This is a genomic window from Nocardia exalbida NBRC 100660 (assembly GCF_000308575.1).
GTDB lineage: Bacteria > Actinomycetota > Actinomycetes > Mycobacteriales > Mycobacteriaceae > Nocardia > Nocardia exalbida.
In genome coordinates this window covers 1-15,069 of sequence record NZ_BAFZ01000046.1, presented here as the reverse complement: position 1 = coordinate 15,069, position 15,069 = coordinate 1, and the positions used below count along the sequence as shown (strand labels likewise).

Here is a 15,069-nt window from a genome sequence, read left to right as displayed (position 1 = left end):
TGAGACGGGAAAGCGTTAATGCGGGGGGCGCTACGGCGCGTCGCCGGGCCGCTCGCCCAGACCCGCGAGCGCCATGCCGATCAGCCACCGCGCCGCCGCGAGCGCTGCCGCCGCCAGCACCGCGATCTGCGGCGAGCCCGTGATCAGGACCAGGACGAGGCAGGTCGCCAGCCCGACGACGAGTGCGTCGAGCTTGTAGGCCGGCCACGCGCTACCGGCGATGTCGATCGTGGTAGCGCGCGCCGAAGAGTGAACGACCGCCATCTCCTCAGGGTAGTCGGAAAAAGAAGTTCGGGCCAGCGAACTTTTGTCGCAGGGAACACACCGATTCGCCGCGGTGTTGCGGCAGATATGCCACTGACAGGTGAATACGAACCGAGCACATCCGACTGGGCCCGCGAGCAAGCCGAGAAGTACGAGAACTCCGGCGGCACCGAGGGCGCGACCTTGCAGGGCAAGCCCATCATCCTGCTCACCACCAAGGGCGCGAAGAGCGGCAAGCTGCGCAAGACGCCGCTGATGCGAGTCGAGCACAATGGCGAGTACGCCGTGGTCGCCTCCTTGGGCGGCTCGCCGAAGCACCCCGTCTGGTACCACAACATCAAGGCCGAACCGCACGTGGAGTTGCGCGACGGCGCGGTCAAGAAGGACTACACCGCCCGCGAGGTCTTCGGCGACGAGAAGGCGCAGTGGTGGGAGCGCGCCGTCGAGGTGTGGCCGGACTATGCGGACTACCAGACCAAGACCGACCGTCAGATCCCCGTCTTCGTCCTCACGCCCAGGTAGTTTCCTACGCAGGTAGCCAGCGTGTCACGGCCACCCGCCGCAGCTCACCGGCGCGACGGGTGGCACCATGATTGGGGTGTCCAATCCGCTTGATGTCCTCGACGCATTGTCCGCTTCTCGCCCCGCGCTCACCGCGGACGAGATCGATGCTGCCGCCAAGCGAATTGCCGACGTCATCGATCCGACCCCGCTCCAGCACAGCGAGCGGCTGTCCAAGCTCACCGGGGCGACCGTCTATCTGAAACGCGAAGATCTCAGCGCGGTCCGCTCCTACAAGCTGCGCGGCGCCTACAACCTGGTGATCCAGCTGACCGAGGCCGAACGCGCCGCGGGCGTGGTCGCGGCCAGCGCGGGCAACCACGCCCAAGGCGTTGCGTTCGCCTGTCAGACGATGGGGATCAAGGGCCGCATCTACGTCCCGACCACGACACCGAAGCAGAAGCGCGACCGCATCCGGGTGCACGGCGGCGAGTTCGTCGAGCTGATCGCGGTCGGCGAGACCTACGACGCCGCCGCCGCGGCCGCCGCCGCCGACGTGGAGCGCACCGGCGCGACCATGGTGCCGCCGTTCGACGACGCGCGCACCGCCGCCGGTCAGGGCACCATCGCCGCGGAGATCCTGGAGCAATTGGACGCAACGCCGGACCTGGTGATCGTGCCGGTGGGCGGCGGCGGCTGCCTGGCCGGTATCGGCACCTACCTGCGGGCGCGTTCCCCGCGCACCGCCATCCTGGGCGTGGAGCCCGCGGGCGCGGCCTCGATGACGGCGGCCCTGGTGGCGGGAGGTCCGGTGACGCTGCCCGAGATCGACCCCTTCGTGGACGGCGCCGCGGTGCGCAGGGTCGGCTCCGTGCCGTATGCCGCGGTGGCCGGATTCGGCGGGCGCGTGGTCTCGCACGCCTCGCTGCCGCTGCTGACCGTCACCGAATCGCCCAGGGGCGCGGGCGCTTTCCAGATGATGCAGGTCGACGAGGGCGCGATCTGCACGACCATGCTCGATCTGTACCAGAACGAGGGCATCATCGCCGAGCCCGCCGGCGCGCTCACCACGACGGCGCTGGCGGAGATCAGCGTGGAGCCCGGGTCGACGGTGGTGTGCCTGGTGTCCGGTGGCAACAACGACGTGTCCCGGTACGGCGAGATCATCGAGCGCTCGCTGGTGCACAGCGGCCTCAAGCACTACTTCCTGGTGGATTTCCCGCAGGAACCCGGCGCGCTGCGCCGTTTCCTCAACGAGGTGCTCGGCCCCGAGGACGACATCACCCTGTTCGAGTACGTCAAACGCAACAACCGGGAGACGGGCGCGGCGCTGGTCGGCATCGAACTCGGCGCCCCGGACGGCCTGGGGCCGCTGCTGGAGCGGATGCACCATTCCCCGATCCAGTGCGAGCGCCTCGAGCCCGATTCTCCGGCCTACCGCTACCTGACCTGAGCGAATTGTCCGGCGGTTCCAGGCCGACCCGAGCGGGATGTCCGGGGGGTCGACCCGAGCCACATCCTCGGCGGGTCGACCCCACCTGAGCCCCATCCGCTGCGGGTCGACCCCACCTCAGCCGGACCGCCGCCGGGTCAGGCCGCCTTGGGCGTTTCCACCGCCGGTATCCGGCGGCGGGAAGCGCGCAGGCAGTTCATCATGAGCGGCAACAGCCAGAATGCCGCCGTCTGGTCGTAGCTGAGCTGCGCGGCGGACAACCGGTTGTGCACGAAGCCGACCGACAGGCCCAGCCGGGGTTCGGCCCAGCCGAAGGAACCGCCGAGGCCGATGTGCCCGAACCCGGCGTGGGCGCCCGGTGCCGGCAGCGAGTGGTAGCCCAGCCGCCACATCATCGGCAGGTAGAACAGCGCGCGGTCGGGCTGATAGGTCTCGACCCGGCGCAGCGCCTTGATGGTGCGGCGGCCGAGGTACCTGCCGCCCGCCACGGTGCCGTCGCCCGCGAGCGCGCCGTACATCGTGGCCAGCGCGGGCGCGGTGCACACACCGTTGCCCGCGCCGAGTTCGGTCTCCAGGATCGGCGGGCTCGCGCCCTCGAGAATGGCTTCCAGACCGGGCAGGAACAGGCAGCGGGTGGCGGCACCGAGCGCGCCGGGAATCCGGTGGCTACGGCCGAGAACCGCGGCACCAAGCGGCCTTCCGAGCATGCTCAGCTGGGTGCCCGCCAGCGGCGCGTAGGTGATCGCCGCACCGGCCGGTGGCTTGCCCAGATGCAGCCCATCGATCCCGAGCGGCTCGGCGACCTCGGTTTGGAACAGCTGGGCCAGGCTCGTGCCGGTGATCGCGCGGGCCAGGCCGCCGACCAGCCAGCCGAAGGTGAGCGCGTGGTAGGTGGGCACGCCGAGCAGGCGGTCGGGCTTCGCCGCGGCCAGGCGCTGCTCCATCAGCTCGTGATCCAGCACGTCGGCCAGTCCGCCGGTGGCGAGCGGGGCCAGCGCCGACAGTCCCGCCCGGTGGGTGAGCAGCTGGCGGACGGTGATCTTGCGCTTGCCGTTGGCGCCGAATTCCGGCCAGTACTCCGCGACGGGGGCGGAATAGTCGAGCAACCCGCGGTCGGCGAGACGATGCACGACGGTGGCGGCGATCCCCTTGGTGGCCGAGAAGATGATCGTGCCGGTGTCTCTGGTCCACCGAGCGTCACCAGCGGAACCGATCCAGATGTCGATCAGCGGCTCTCCGTGCCGGTGCAGCGTGAACGCCGCGCCCGCACCCCGGCGAGTGCCGAACGCCCGTGCGAAAGCACGCACGAACGGTGCGAATTCGGCGGCGGCGCTGCCACCCATCCCCGGGGGAAGAACCGCGAGGTCCCCGGAAGCGACGTTGCTCATCTCTCCACGGTAATGGCATGGGACGATTCCGGCAAAGTACCCGTCTCGGACAGTGGCCCGCCCGTTATCCGAAACTGCCCGAAAGGCGGCCCGGAGCTGGGATTCCACGCTATCGGCGCGGGCCGGGCAGCGCGGTTTCCAGCAGGGTGAAGGAGTGGCCGGGAACGGTTGTGGCGGAAGGGCCGATCGTCGGGGATTCCCAGGACAGCAGCGGGAGGCCCGCGATCGGGATCGCGACCTGATCCTCGCCGAGGTTGCACATCAGGGCCAGCGTGCCCCGGCGCACGACGATCCATCGCGCGGCCTCGTCGTAGTCCACCGAAACGTGGGTCAGCCAGGGGTCACTGAGCTCCGGCCGGTCGCGGCGCAGGGCGAGCAAGGCGCGATAGCAGGACAGCAGCCGGGCGTGCTCCGGCTCGTCGGCTTCGGTCCAGTCCAGCTTGGAGCGCAGGAACGTCTTCACCTCCTGCGGGTCGGGCACCTCGCCTGCGGGCCAGCCGTGTGCGGCGAACTCCTTCTTGCGCCCGGATGCGGTGGCGGCGGCGATTTCTGGGTCGGTGTGCGAGGTGAAGAACTGGAACGGCGTGCGCGCCCCCCACTCCTCCCCCATGAACAGCATCGGCGTGAACGGGCCGCACAGGACGAGGGCGGCTTTGATCGCGAGCTGGCCGTCGGTCAGGTAGGCGCTGGGGCGGTCACCGAGCGCCCGGTTGCCGATCTGATCGTGGTCGCAGGTGTAGGCCAGCAGGGCGCTGCCCGGGATCAGGCCGCGATCGATCGGCCTGCCGTGCGTGCGGCCCCGGAAGCTGGAATACGTTGCGGCGTGGAAGAACCCGTGCTTCAGGGCGCGGGCCAGGCAGCGCAGCGAGCCGAAGTCGGCGTAATAGCCCTGCCGCTCACCGGAGACGGCGGTGTGCACGGCGTGGTGCAGGTCGTCGTTCCACTGCGCGGTCAGACCGTAGCCGCCTGCCGCACGCGGGGTGATCAGCTTCGGGTCGTTGAGATCGCTCTCCGCGATCAGCGTCAGCGGCCTGCGCACGTGGGTGGCCAGCCGCTCGACGGCGACCGACAGCTCGGCCAGCAGGTGGGTGGCCGTGCGGTCGACCAGGGCGTGCACCGCGTCCACCCGCAGCGCGTCGATGTGGAAATCGCGCAACCAGCGCACCGCGTTGTCGAGGATGTATCCGCGCACGTGGTCGGACTGCGGGCCGTCGAGGTTGAGACTCTGCCCCCAGGTGTTGCGGCCCTCGGTCAGGTAGGGCGCGAAGCGCGGCAGGTAGTTGCCGGACGGGCCGAGATGGTTGTAGACGACGTCCAGGCAGACCGCCAGCCCCCGGAGATGGCAGGCGTTGACGAAGCGCTGGAGGCCGTCGGGCCCGCCGTAGCTCTCCTGCACCGCGTACCAGAGCACGCCGTCGTAGCCCCAGTTGTGCGTGCCGTCGAAGGCGTTCACCGGCATCACTTCGACCACGGTGACGCCCAACCCGACGAGGTGGTCCAGCCGGTCGATCGCCGCGTCGAAGGTGCCTTCGGGGGTGAACGTTCCGATGTGCAGTTCGTAGTAGACCGCCCCGGCGTGCGGCCGCCCGGTCCAGTCCGCGTCCGTCCACCCCGCTGGATCGAGGGTGTGCAGCGCCGAGCGGGCGTGCACCCCGTCGGGCTGGCGCGGCGAGCGGGGATCGGGCAGCACGGTCGGGTCGTCATCGAGCAGGAAGCCGTACCTGGCTCCGCTCGCGGCCGGAATATCGGTGCGCCACCACCCGTCCGGCGACCGAGTCATCGAGTGGACGACACCCTCCAGATCCAATCGCACCGCCTCCGGCCGCGGCGCCCACACCTCGAACAAAGTCACCGCGCCAGCATCGCACGGGCACACCCGGCCCGCCGGATACGGACACCGACCTCGGGCGCAGCAGCGCGCACAGCCACCGGATACGAGCACCGCCCCGGGCACAACGGCGCACGCGACCACCAACACGAGCACCGCCCCGGGCACAACGGCGCACGCGACCACCAACACGAACACCGACCCAGGCCCAACAGCGCACGCGACCACCAACACGAACACCGACCCAGGCCCAACAGCGCACGCGACCACCAACGTGTACTCGGCCTCCCACACAACAGCGCGCACGACCGTCAACACGGACACCGGCCCCGGGCGCAGCGGCGCGCAACCACCACCAACACCGAACCGGGCACCACAGCGCACAGCACCGCGAACACCGACCCTCGGCACAACAGCGCGCACGACCACCGACACGGTCACCGCCCTCGACCACAGCGGCATGTGCGGTCCCGGCTTGTCTGCCAACCAGCTGAAGTCGCTTCACTCGGTCCGCGCAACCACGCTGACCGGGCCACGCGCGGGGCGCCCACCGGTTTGTGGCCGTAGGGCCCTGGCCCGGACGGGCGATGCCTGCAAGAGTGGAGGTGTGGGTGTCTATGCGGAGCACGTGGTTCCCCGGATCGTCAACCTGGCCTGCGGGATGCGGGACCTGGATCCGCTGCGCGAGCGGGCCTGCGCCGATCTGCACGGGCAGGTCGTGGAAGTCGGTTTCGGTTCGGGACTGAACGTGCCGTTCTACCCGGCGACGGTCGCGTCGGTGCGTGCGGTCGAGCCCGCCGATCTGGGCTGGCGGCTGGCGAGCGACCGCGTCACCGCCGCCACCGTGCCGATCGAGCGGGCCGGTCTGGACGGGCAGGCGCTGCCCTTCCCGGACGACACCTTCGATTGCGCGCTGTCGACCTGGACGATGTGCACCATTCCCGACATCGCCGCCGCGCTCGCCGAGGTGCGCCGGGTGCTCGTCCCCGGCGGAACCCTGCATTTCGTCGAACACGGGCTGGCGCCGGACGAGAAGGTGCGGGCGTGGCAGAACCGGCTGAACCCGGTCCAGAAACGACTGTTCGGCGGCTGCCACCTGAATCGCGATATTCGCGGCCTGGTGACAGACGCCGGTTTCGAGATCCGCGACGCCGAGTCGTTCTACGGGGAGCACGCTCCCCGCTTCCTGGTCGCCCAGACGCTCGGTGTCGCGGTGTCGCCCTGACGATCAGACGATGCGGACCGACAAGGTGTAGGTCGCGTTGCCGCGACTCGGCTCCACCGAGATGGTGTAGTAGCCGCTGCGCGGCAGGGTGATCCGGCTCCAGGTCTCCTCGAGGCACAGGACGCTCCCGTCGGGAGCGGTGGTGCTGAACCGGGCGTTGCCCTCGACCGAGGTGAGTTCCGTGATCAGTGTCTGCCCCGCCCGCGCCTCGAACGCGTAGGTGTCGGCGTCGCCGCGAACCACCGCGCCGTCGATCGACGCGTGGTCGCTCCCCGGCGCGAATTCGATCTCGTACACCGACCCCGCGTTCGCGGCGCCCGCACCGACCGCCGCGACGGCGAACGCGGCCGCGAGCACGGTGACACCGAGTACGAACATCCGGAGTATGGCTTGCATGACGATCCTCTTTCCTGGAGTGGACGACTTGCCCAGAACTGTCCGCCAACCCGCCAATCGAATGCTTAACAGCCGCTTGGACATCGGAACACCACAGGTCGGAGCGCTGCCCGGACGATATTGTAACGCTCTGTTCAAAACCGTGCTAGCGTGAACCCATGCCACGTCCCAGGTTGTTCGACGAGGACCGCGCGCTGGACGCCGCGATGCACGCGTTCTGGCGCACGGGGTACGAAGCGACCTCCACCGAAGACCTGTGCGCCGCGACCGGACTGGGCCGCAGCAGCATCTACAACACCTTCACCAGCAAACGCGACCTGTTCGAGCGCGCCCTGCGCCGCTACATGACGACCAAGAACGCCGCGACATTCGACCTGCTCGACAGCCGGACGGAAGTGCGCGCGAAGATCCGCGCATTGCTCTGGCAAATCGTCGAGGCCCCCGAGGAGGACCCACTCGGCTGTCTCGTGGTCAATTCGACGATCGAGCTGGCCCCGCGCGACCCCGAACTGGCCGCCGTACTCGCCGCCGACCAGGAGCGACGGCTCGCCGTGCTGACCGACGCGTTCGAAACGGCCAGACGCGCGGGCGAGATCGCGCCGGACAAGACCCCATCCGCCCTGGCCCATTTCGTGATCGCCACCATCGGCGGCATGCGAGTGGCCGCGCGCGGCGGCGCGGATCGCGAGACACTGGCCGCCATCGCGATCACCGCCCTCGACGCGCTCTGAACCTCCCATCCCTGGCGACGGTTTCGCCGCGCCCTCATTTTGAATAGATCAGTACAATACAAGGAGGTACCGATGCCCGTGGCGATCTACGTCCTGGGTCTGTCGATCTTCGCCCAGGGCACCTCGGAGCTGATGCTCGCGGGCCTGCTCACCGAGATGGCCGCGGACCTGGGCGTCTCCGTGCCGCGCGCGGGCCTGCTCATCTCCGGGTTCGCCCTGGGCATGCTGGTGGGCGCGCCGGTGCTGGCCGTGGCGACGCTGCGCTGGTCGCGGCGCACCGCACTGCTCGCCTTTCTCGCGGTGTTCGTCGGCAGCCACGCGGTCGGGGCACTGACCTCGGACTACTGGGTGCTGTTCGCGACGCGGGTGGTCGGCGCGTTCGTCTACGCCGGATTCTGGGCGGTCGCGGCGACGACGGCGATCGGGCTGGTGCCCGCCACCGCGCGCGGCAAGGCGATGAGCATCGTCGCGGGCGGGCTCACCCTGGCCATCATCATCGGGCTCCCAGCGGGCACCGTGATCGGGCAGCAACTGGGTTGGCGGGCGGCGTTCTGGGCAGTGGCGCTGCTGTCGGCGGCGGCCGGGATCGGCGTGCTGGCGAAGATCCCCGGCGGACGCACCGACGCGCCGCTGCGAGTGCGCACCGAACTGCGCACGATGATGCGTCCCGCGCTGTGGCTGTCCTACGCCACCACCGCGCTGTCCATCGCCGCCCTGATGGTCACCTTCGCCTACCTCGGCGCTCTGCTGTCGCGCACCACCGGCATGGCGGACGGCTGGATTCCGGCGGTGCTCGGCGTCTACGGACTCGGCGCTTTCCTCGGCATTGCCCTTGGTGGGCGCACCGCCGACACTCGCCCGCTCACCAGCCTGTACGTCGGCATCACCGGCGGCGTACTCACCTCGGCGCTGCTCGCCCTCACGATGGAACACCCCGCGCCCGTCGTGCTGTCGTCATTCCTGTTGGGAGCCTTCGGGTTCGGCATCAACCCGACCCTGAACAGCCGCGTCTTCACCCTCGCGGGCGACGCGCCCACCCTCGCGGGAGCCACCAACATCTCCTCGTTCAACGTCGGCATCACCGCAGGCCCGTGGCTCGGTGGACTCGCGATCGGCGCGGGCCTCGGCTACGACGCGGTCGCCTGGATCGGCGTGGTCCTCGGCATCGCCGCACTCGCCGCCGTCGCGGGCAGCCACGCCCTGCACCGCAAACAAGCAGTGCGGGACGTGAGCGACACACCCGCCCCGGCATTGGCCGACATGGTCGGGTAGGTCCTCCACACAGACAGCGGCCCCGCCCCGACTATGCGCAGACCGGTGCGGGGCCGCTGCTGTGCGTTGGGATCTAGTTCAGCCCGGGAGGTCGAACTCGCCGTCACGGATGCCAGCGGCGAAGGCATCCCACTCGCCGGGCGCGATGATCAACGCCGGACCGCTGGGGTTCTTGGAGTCCCGCACGCCGACCATGCCCCGGTCGAGGAACGCGACTTCCACACAATCCTTGGCTCCCCCACTTCGAGTGCTCTTGAACCAGCGGGCACCGGACAGGTCGATCATTTCATCAGCTCCTTCATGCTCGCCAGCACCAAATCTCTAGATGCTGCTTCGGGTAACGCTACCTGCGCCAGCCTTCGGATGACGTCGGCGTACTGAGCCACTTCGACGTCGCGCTCCAGATAGAGATCCCCCACGTAACCCTCGATGTACACGACCGGCGGCTCCACCTGCCTCGACGTAGGCAGCGGCGGAAAGTCGAACATGACGAACGGCGACCGAGGGATATACGCAACCGGGGTCTGGGCATTGAACGGCACGATACGCAGCGAGACATTCGGCATCTCGGACAACTCGACTAGATGCCTGAACTGATCCGAGGTGATCCCCGGGCCACCCACCAGATAGCGCAAGACGGCCTCAGAGAGGATTGCCTCGAAATGAAAATCGCCGTCGTTCAACAGCTCTTGCCGCCTCATCACGAAGTCCAGCACACGCTCGACCTCCTCCGACGGCACGTTCGGACGCTCAGCCCACACAAGAGCACGACGGTACTCGCGGGTCTGCAACAGCCCCGGTATCAGGATCGTTTGCCACGTGACGATGCGACGCGCGGCCTCTTCCAACGCCAGATAGTGATTGAAAGCTTTCGGAATCACGTCCGCATGGGCTCGCCACAAGCCGCCCTTGGACGTTGGGGCCTCTCGGATTTCCTGGGCGAGGTCCAGCAGTAGTCTGCGTTCCTCGTCACTGGCGTTGAATGCATTGGCTAGGGCGTTGATGATCAGATCCGTGGTCTTGGTGACCTTGCCGTCCTCCAAGCGGCCATACGTCTGAGGCGACGTCTCGATGATCCGCGCAGCGGCGTTTTGCGAGATGTCGTTGCGTTCCCGCAGCTCTCGCAGTTGGCGGCCCAAAGCTCGCCTAGGCAAGGTAGATCCTGCGGTCATTTCGTTCCCCCTTGCTGACTGGATGCATGAAATATGGCATGCCCCACGGTGGAATGCCTTGTCGTGAAATGGTGGCAATTCCACCGCAGATCTACCACGATAGCCCTGCGAATGCCCGTGCGGCTCACGTCTACTGAGGAAGCGCCCGGCGCAGGCCAGCCCCCATAGCCCTGGGGGACATCGCCTGGAGGCCCGGAGAGCCAAGCGGCGATGGTCCGGTATCTCGGAGACGGTCATCTCGCCGGACCCTGCACCGGGCGCGTACCAAGACTAGGCCAGGAGCGCGAAATGCCCACGGCGGTCATTTTTCTGCGAGCCGATCTGTTCGGCGGGGTAGAGACCAGGGACGTACAGGAACTTCACTGCGGCCGACTCGCTTCGGCCTACGGGCTCGATGTGAGCCGGACAATCATCGCCGACAGAGCCGACCCGATCCCGTGGACGCTCAAGGAAGTGGTCGGCCTTGGGTACCAAGTACTGATCACATACTCGTTGGCGCACATCGACTTCAGAGCCCCCGAAATCGTGCAGCGATGCGGATTGCTCGTCGGGCACCCCTACGGCTGGTACCACAAGGGCCACACCGGAATCATCGTGGGCATGTCGATGGCGCCTTCGCGGCGATGAACCGGAAGCCCCGGAGTTGGGAAGTCTCCGGCTCCGGGCTTCGCGGCGGCGATGGTCGGACGGACCGGAAGATCGGCCGCATCACGCTCATACCCGTGACCGCATGCTCACGCAGTAAGACAGCCCGGCCCGAGCAACGCCTTCAGATCGCCCATCAGTGCCGAGGACGGTGAGACTCGCAGACGTTCGTCGAGTTTCAGCAGCGTGGTCTTGTCTCGGGCGCCGACGTGCCGGATATGCACGTCCGACGTACCGGGGTGCCTGGACAAGACCCGCTTGAGTTCACCGATCTTGTCCGGCGTGCACATCCGGGTGGTGACGGTGACCGCGAGCGGCTTCGCGACGCCGACCGCGGACAGGTCGGGCACGGCGAGATCGTTGGCGATCAGCGAGATCCGGTCGTCGCGGACCGAGACGCGTGCCTTGACCAGCACCACGGCGTCCTCCACGACGTCCATCCCGTACACCGAGTACGACTGCGGGAAGAACAGCACCTCGATGCCACCGGTGAGGTCTTCCAGCTGCGCGGAGGCCCAGGCCAGGCCGTTCTTGTTGATACGCCGGTTCACCGAGGCCAGAATTCCGCCGACGGTCACCTGGGTGCCGTCCTTGATGTCGCCCTCCAGGATGGCGGGGATCTGCGTGTCGGCCTGCGCCGCGAGCACGTGCTCGACGCCGTTGAGCGGATGCCCGGAGACGTACAGGCCGAGCATCTCCCGCTCCAGTGCGAGCCGGTGCTTGGACTCCCACTCCTCGTCGGGGACCTTCACGTTGAACACCGAGGTCACCGACTCGTCCGCGTCCAGGCCGCCGAACAGGTCGAATTGACCGATCGCCTCGGCCTTCTTGGTCGCCATCACGGCGTCGATGGCATCGGAGTGGATCAGCATCAGGCCCTTGCGCGGATGCCCGAGGGAGTCGAAACCGCCTGCCTTGATCAGCGATTCGGTGACCTTCTTGCTCGCGGCGATGGCGTCGATCTTGTTCAGGTAGTCGGAGAAATCGGTGAACTTCGATTTCTCCTTGCGCGCCTGGATGATCGAGGAGACGACGTTCGCGCCGACGTTGCGCACCGCGCCGAGACCGAACCGGATGTCCTTGCCGACGGAGGCGAAGTTCTGCTCGGACTCGTTGACGTCCGGCGGAAGCACGGTGATGCCGAGGCGGCGGCAGTCGGAGAGATAGACCGCGGCCTTGTCCTTGTCGTCGCCCACGGAGGTGAGCAGGCCCGCCATGTACTCGGCCGGGTAGTTGGCCTTGAGGTAGGCGGTCCAGAACGAGACCAGGCCGTAGCCCGCGGCGTGCGACTTGTTGAACGCGTAGCCGGCGAACGGAAGGATGGTGTCCCACAGCGCCTTCACCGCGGCCTCGGAGAAGCCGTTCGTGGTCATGCCCTCGTGGAAGCCCTTGTACTCGGCCTCGAGCACCTCGAGTTTCTTCTTACCCATGGCCTTGCGCAGCGCGTCGGCCTTGCCCATCGAGTAGGAGGCGACCTTCTGCGCGATGAACATGATCTGCTCTTGGTAGACGATCAGGCCATAGGTCTCGGCGAGGATGTCCTCGAGTGGTTCTTCCAGCTCGGGGTGGATCGGCTTGATCGGCTGCCGCCCGTTCTTGCGGTCGGCGTAGTCGTTGTGCGCGTTCATGCCCATCGGGCCGGGGCGGTAGAGCGCGAGCACGGCGACGATGTCGTTGAAGCCGGTGGGCTGCATGCGGCGCAGCAGGTCGCGCATGGGACCGCCGTCGAGCTGGAAGACGCCGAGCGTGTCGCCGCGCGAGAGCAATTCGTAGGTCGCGGGGTCGTCCAGCGGCAGGTTGTCCATGTCCAGGTCGATGCCGCGGTTGGCCTTGATGTTGTCCAGCGCGTCACCGATGACGGTGAGGTTGCGCAGACCGAGGAAGTCCATCTTCAGCAGGCCGATGGCCTCGCAGGACGGGTAGTCCCAGCCGGTGATGATCGCCCCGTCCTGGGGCCGCTTCCACACCGGGATGGCGTCCATCAACGGTTCGGAGGACATGATCACCGCGCAGGCGTGCACACCGGCGTTGCGGATCAGGCCCTCGAGTCCGCGCGCGGTCTCGTAGATCTTGGCCACGTCAGGGTTGTTGCCGATGAGTTCGCGGACCTCGGCGGCCTCTTTGTACCGCTCGTGATCGGGGTCCATGATGCCCGACAGCGGGATGTCCTTGGCCATGATCGGCGGCGGCAGCGCCTTGGAGATCTGGTCGGCGATGGCGAAGCCGGGCTGGCCGAACTGGACACGCGCGGAGTCCTTGATCGCGGCTTTGGTTTTGATCGTGCCGAAGGTGATCACCTGGGCGACCCGGTCGGTGCCCCACTTCTCGGTCGCGTAGCGGACCATCTCACCGCGACGGCGATCGTCGAAGTCGATATCGATATCGGGCGCGGACGGGCGCTCCGGGTTGAGGAACCGCTCGAACAGCAGGCCGTGCGGCAGCGGGTCGATATTGGTGATGCCGAGCGCGTAGGCCACCAGCGAACCGGCCGCCGAACCACGGCCGGGGCCGACCCGGATGCCGACCTCACGCGCGTGCTTGACGAGGTCGCCGACGACGAGGAAGTAGGCGGGGAAACCCTTCTGCTTGATGACGTCCAGTTCGAAGTAGGCGCGGGTGTAGTACTCGTCGGGCACGCCGTCCGGGAACCGGCGCGCCAAGCCGCGGTCGACCTCTTTGCGCAGCCAGGAATCCTGGTCCTCGCCCTCGGGCACCGGGAAGATCGGCATGCGGTCCTTGAAGGCCCACACGTCGTCGTAGGACTGGACCCGCTCGCCGATCAGCACCGTGTTGTCACACGCGCCGGGCACCTCGGCGTCCCACAGCGCGCGCATCTCCTCGGCGGACTTCAGGTAGTAGCCGTCACCGTCGAACTTGAACCGCGTGGGATCCGACAGCGTCTTGCCGGTCTGCACGCACAGCAGCGCCTCGTGGTTGGCGGACTGGTCCTTGGTGACGTAGTGGCAGTCGTTCGTGGCCAGCGCCGGGATGCCCAGCTGCTTGCCGACGTTCAGCAAACCCTCGCGGACCCGGCGCTCGATGGACAGGCCGTGGTCCATGATCTCGAGGAAGAAATTCTCCTTGCCGAAGATCTCCTGCCACTTGGCCGCGGCCTCGAGCGCCTCGCGTTCGTGCCCGAGGCGCAGGCGGGTCTGCACCTCGCCGGAGGGGCAGCCGGTCGTCGCGATGATGCCTTCGGCGTACTGGGCGATGATCTCCGCGTCCATGCGCGCCCACTTGCCGAGCTGACCCTCGATGGAGGCCAGCGAGGACAGTTTGAACAGGTTGCGCAGGCCGGTCGCGTTCTCGGCGACCATGGTCATGTGCGTGTAGGCGCCCGAGCCGGAGACGTCGTCGCCCTTCTGGCTCGGATCGCCCCACTGCACGCGTTTGGTGTCGAACCGGGAGGCGGGCGCGATGTAGGCCTCGATCCCGATGATCGGCTTGATGTCGTGCTTCTTGGCCGAGTTGTAGAACTCCGAGGCGCCGTACATGTTGCCGTGGTCGGTCATCCCGACCGCGTTCATCCCCAGCCGTTTCGCCTCGCTGAACAGTGGCGAGATCTTGGCCGCACCATCGAGCATGGAGTACTCGGTGTGGTTGTGCAGATGGACGAACGATCCGGACGAGGCGGCCAAGACGGTCCTTCCTCCCAAGGTCTCGACGGGGGTTGGCTGGACCGATTCTAGGCGTGCCCACCGACTGCTTCGGACCGGCGCGCTGGCGCCACTCGGGCGTCCGGCGTGTCGGTGGGGAAGATCACCGGCGCGTCCTGGGGACTCGCCGTGTGAGTGGCCGATTTCCGCGAGTGTCGGGGTCTTGCCGAATTCGGGAACACCCGAACGGCGGCCGTGGCTCGGCGGTAATCTCTGCTTCCCTCCCCACGACGATGCCGGCGCTTCTCGGGGACGGGCCAGCACGGCAGACCGGATTTTCCCGAAATCGTGGAGGTGTCGATGAATTCGACGACAGCGCTCTTGATGGTCCCCGCTACGGCGATGGCGGCACTGGCCGCGACGGCCGCGCCCGCCGCGGCCGCGCCCGCCGCGTTCGCCACTGTGTACACCCTGGCCCAGGGACCGTGCGTGGGTCAGGTGGAGATGTCGGTCAACGGCAACGCCTACCCCAACCAGGCGGCCTTCACCGTCGGCGCGACGCTGGTCGGCGCCGGACCGTGCACGCTGCCGGTCACGC

At 68.0% G+C, this 15,069-nt stretch carries 13 protein-coding genes and 1 pseudogene; 7 read left to right on the top strand and 7 right to left on the bottom strand.

Annotated features, from left to right (window positions below; genetic code table 11):
* Positions 1 to 30: 30 nt before the first annotated feature.
* A complete protein-coding gene (locus ON29_RS10310; protein WP_040865983.1) occupies positions 31 to 264 on the bottom strand; it encodes a hypothetical protein in 234 nt (77 codons plus the stop codon).
* An 87-nt stretch (positions 265 to 351) separates the two neighbouring features.
* On the opposite strand from ON29_RS10310, the gene ON29_RS10305 reads away from it, so the two are divergent.
* Together ON29_RS10305 and ilvA are read left to right on the top strand one after the other, a co-directional pair.
* Positions 352 to 786, top strand: a complete 435-nt coding sequence (locus ON29_RS10305) for a nitroreductase family deazaflavin-dependent oxidoreductase (protein ID WP_040865982.1) — start codon at positions 352 to 354, stop codon at positions 784 to 786.
* Positions 787 to 862: 76 nt separating this feature from the next.
* On the top strand, positions 863 to 2,218 hold the full coding sequence (gene ilvA, locus ON29_RS10300; RefSeq protein WP_040865981.1) for a threonine ammonia-lyase IlvA: 1,356 nt from the start codon (positions 863 to 865) through the stop codon (positions 2,216 to 2,218).
* Between the two features lie 137 nt (positions 2,219 to 2,355).
* Here ilvA and ON29_RS10295 read toward each other — a convergent pair whose 3' ends face one another.
* The gene (locus tag ON29_RS10295; RefSeq protein WP_040865980.1) at positions 2,356 to 3,606 is read right to left on the bottom strand and encodes a serine hydrolase domain-containing protein; all 1,251 of its coding nucleotides are present in this window, start codon (positions 3,604 to 3,606) and stop codon (positions 2,356 to 2,358) included.
* A 109-nt stretch (positions 3,607 to 3,715) separates the two neighbouring features.
* Positions 3,716 to 5,458, bottom strand: a complete 1,743-nt coding sequence (treZ, locus tag ON29_RS10290) for a malto-oligosyltrehalose trehalohydrolase (protein ID WP_085994860.1) — start codon at positions 5,456 to 5,458, stop codon at positions 3,716 to 3,718.
* Positions 5,459 to 6,041: 583 nt separating this feature from the next.
* On the opposite strand from treZ, the gene ON29_RS10285 reads away from it, so the two are divergent.
* Positions 6,042 to 6,659, top strand: a complete 618-nt coding sequence (locus ON29_RS10285) for a class I SAM-dependent methyltransferase (RefSeq protein ID WP_040865979.1) — start codon at positions 6,042 to 6,044, stop codon at positions 6,657 to 6,659.
* 3 nt (positions 6,660 to 6,662) lie between these two features.
* Here the strand turns inward: ON29_RS10285 and ON29_RS10280 are convergent, their stop codons facing one another.
* On the bottom strand, positions 6,663 to 7,055 hold the full coding sequence (locus tag ON29_RS10280; RefSeq protein WP_157172731.1) for a hypothetical protein: 393 nt from the start codon (positions 7,053 to 7,055) through the stop codon (positions 6,663 to 6,665).
* Between the two features lie 158 nt (positions 7,056 to 7,213).
* On the opposite strand from ON29_RS10280, the gene ON29_RS10275 reads away from it, so the two are divergent.
* Together ON29_RS10275 and ON29_RS10270 are read left to right on the top strand one after the other, a co-directional pair.
* Entirely contained in the window at positions 7,214 to 7,786 is a 573-nt protein-coding gene (locus tag ON29_RS10275) for a TetR/AcrR family transcriptional regulator (protein WP_040865978.1), read from the top strand.
* Positions 7,787 to 7,858: 72 nt separating this feature from the next.
* A complete protein-coding gene (locus ON29_RS10270) occupies positions 7,859 to 9,058 on the top strand; it encodes a Cmx/CmrA family chloramphenicol efflux MFS transporter (protein WP_040865977.1) in 1,200 nt (399 codons plus the stop codon).
* 78 nt (positions 9,059 to 9,136) lie between these two features.
* Here ON29_RS10270 and ON29_RS10265 read toward each other — a convergent pair whose 3' ends face one another.
* Together ON29_RS10265 and ON29_RS10260 are read right to left on the bottom strand one after the other, a co-directional pair.
* A complete protein-coding gene (locus ON29_RS10265) occupies positions 9,137 to 9,343 on the bottom strand; it encodes a DUF397 domain-containing protein (RefSeq protein WP_040865976.1) in 207 nt (68 codons plus the stop codon).
* On the bottom strand, positions 9,340 to 10,230 hold the full coding sequence (locus ON29_RS10260; protein ID WP_083863343.1) for a helix-turn-helix domain-containing protein: 891 nt from the start codon (positions 10,228 to 10,230) through the stop codon (positions 9,340 to 9,342). Before ON29_RS10260 ends, ON29_RS10265 begins: the two co-directional genes overlap by 4 nt.
* A 288-nt stretch (positions 10,231 to 10,518) precedes the next feature.
* Between ON29_RS10260 and ON29_RS10255 the strand changes: the two genes are divergently transcribed.
* Positions 10,519 to 10,857 (top strand): hypothetical protein, encoded by a 339-nt coding sequence (locus ON29_RS10255; RefSeq protein ID WP_040865975.1) that lies wholly within the window; start codon positions 10,519 to 10,521, stop codon positions 10,855 to 10,857.
* 107 nt (positions 10,858 to 10,964) lie between these two features.
* On the opposite strand, the gene dnaE is transcribed toward ON29_RS10255, so the two are convergent.
* A complete protein-coding gene (dnaE, locus tag ON29_RS10250; RefSeq protein ID WP_040865974.1) occupies positions 10,965 to 14,513 on the bottom strand; it encodes a DNA polymerase III subunit alpha in 3,549 nt (1,182 codons plus the stop codon).
* Between the two features lie 318 nt (positions 14,514 to 14,831).
* Between dnaE and ON29_RS10245 the strand changes: the two are divergent.
* A pseudogene (locus ON29_RS10245) lies at positions 14,832 to 15,069 on the top strand (hypothetical protein); the annotation flags it as partial.

Bases quoted from the DNA above. Each gene is read 5' to 3' on its own strand.
- ON29_RS10310 (WP_040865983.1), bottom strand. From the start codon at position 264: ATGGCGGTCGTTCACTCTTCGGCGCGCGCTACCACGATCGACATCGCC.
- ON29_RS10305 (WP_040865982.1), top strand. From the start codon at position 352: ATGCCACTGACAGGTGAATACGAACCGAGCACATCCGACTGGGCCCGC.
- ON29_RS10295 (WP_040865980.1), bottom strand. From the start codon at position 3,606: ATGAGCAACGTCGCTTCCGGGGACCTCGCGGTTCTTCCCCCGGGGATG.
- ON29_RS10280 (WP_157172731.1), bottom strand. From the start codon at position 7,055: ATGCAAGCCATACTCCGGATGTTCGTACTCGGTGTCACCGTGCTCGCG.
- ON29_RS10275 (WP_040865978.1), top strand. From the start codon at position 7,214: ATGCCACGTCCCAGGTTGTTCGACGAGGACCGCGCGCTGGACGCCGCG.
- ON29_RS10270 (WP_040865977.1), top strand. From the start codon at position 7,859: ATGCCCGTGGCGATCTACGTCCTGGGTCTGTCGATCTTCGCCCAGGGC.
- ON29_RS10265 (WP_040865976.1), bottom strand. From the start codon at position 9,343: ATGATCGACCTGTCCGGTGCCCGCTGGTTCAAGAGCACTCGAAGTGGG.
- ON29_RS10260 (WP_083863343.1), bottom strand. From the start codon at position 10,230: ATGACCGCAGGATCTACCTTGCCTAGGCGAGCTTTGGGCCGCCAACTG.
- ON29_RS10255 (WP_040865975.1), top strand. From the start codon at position 10,519: ATGCCCACGGCGGTCATTTTTCTGCGAGCCGATCTGTTCGGCGGGGTA.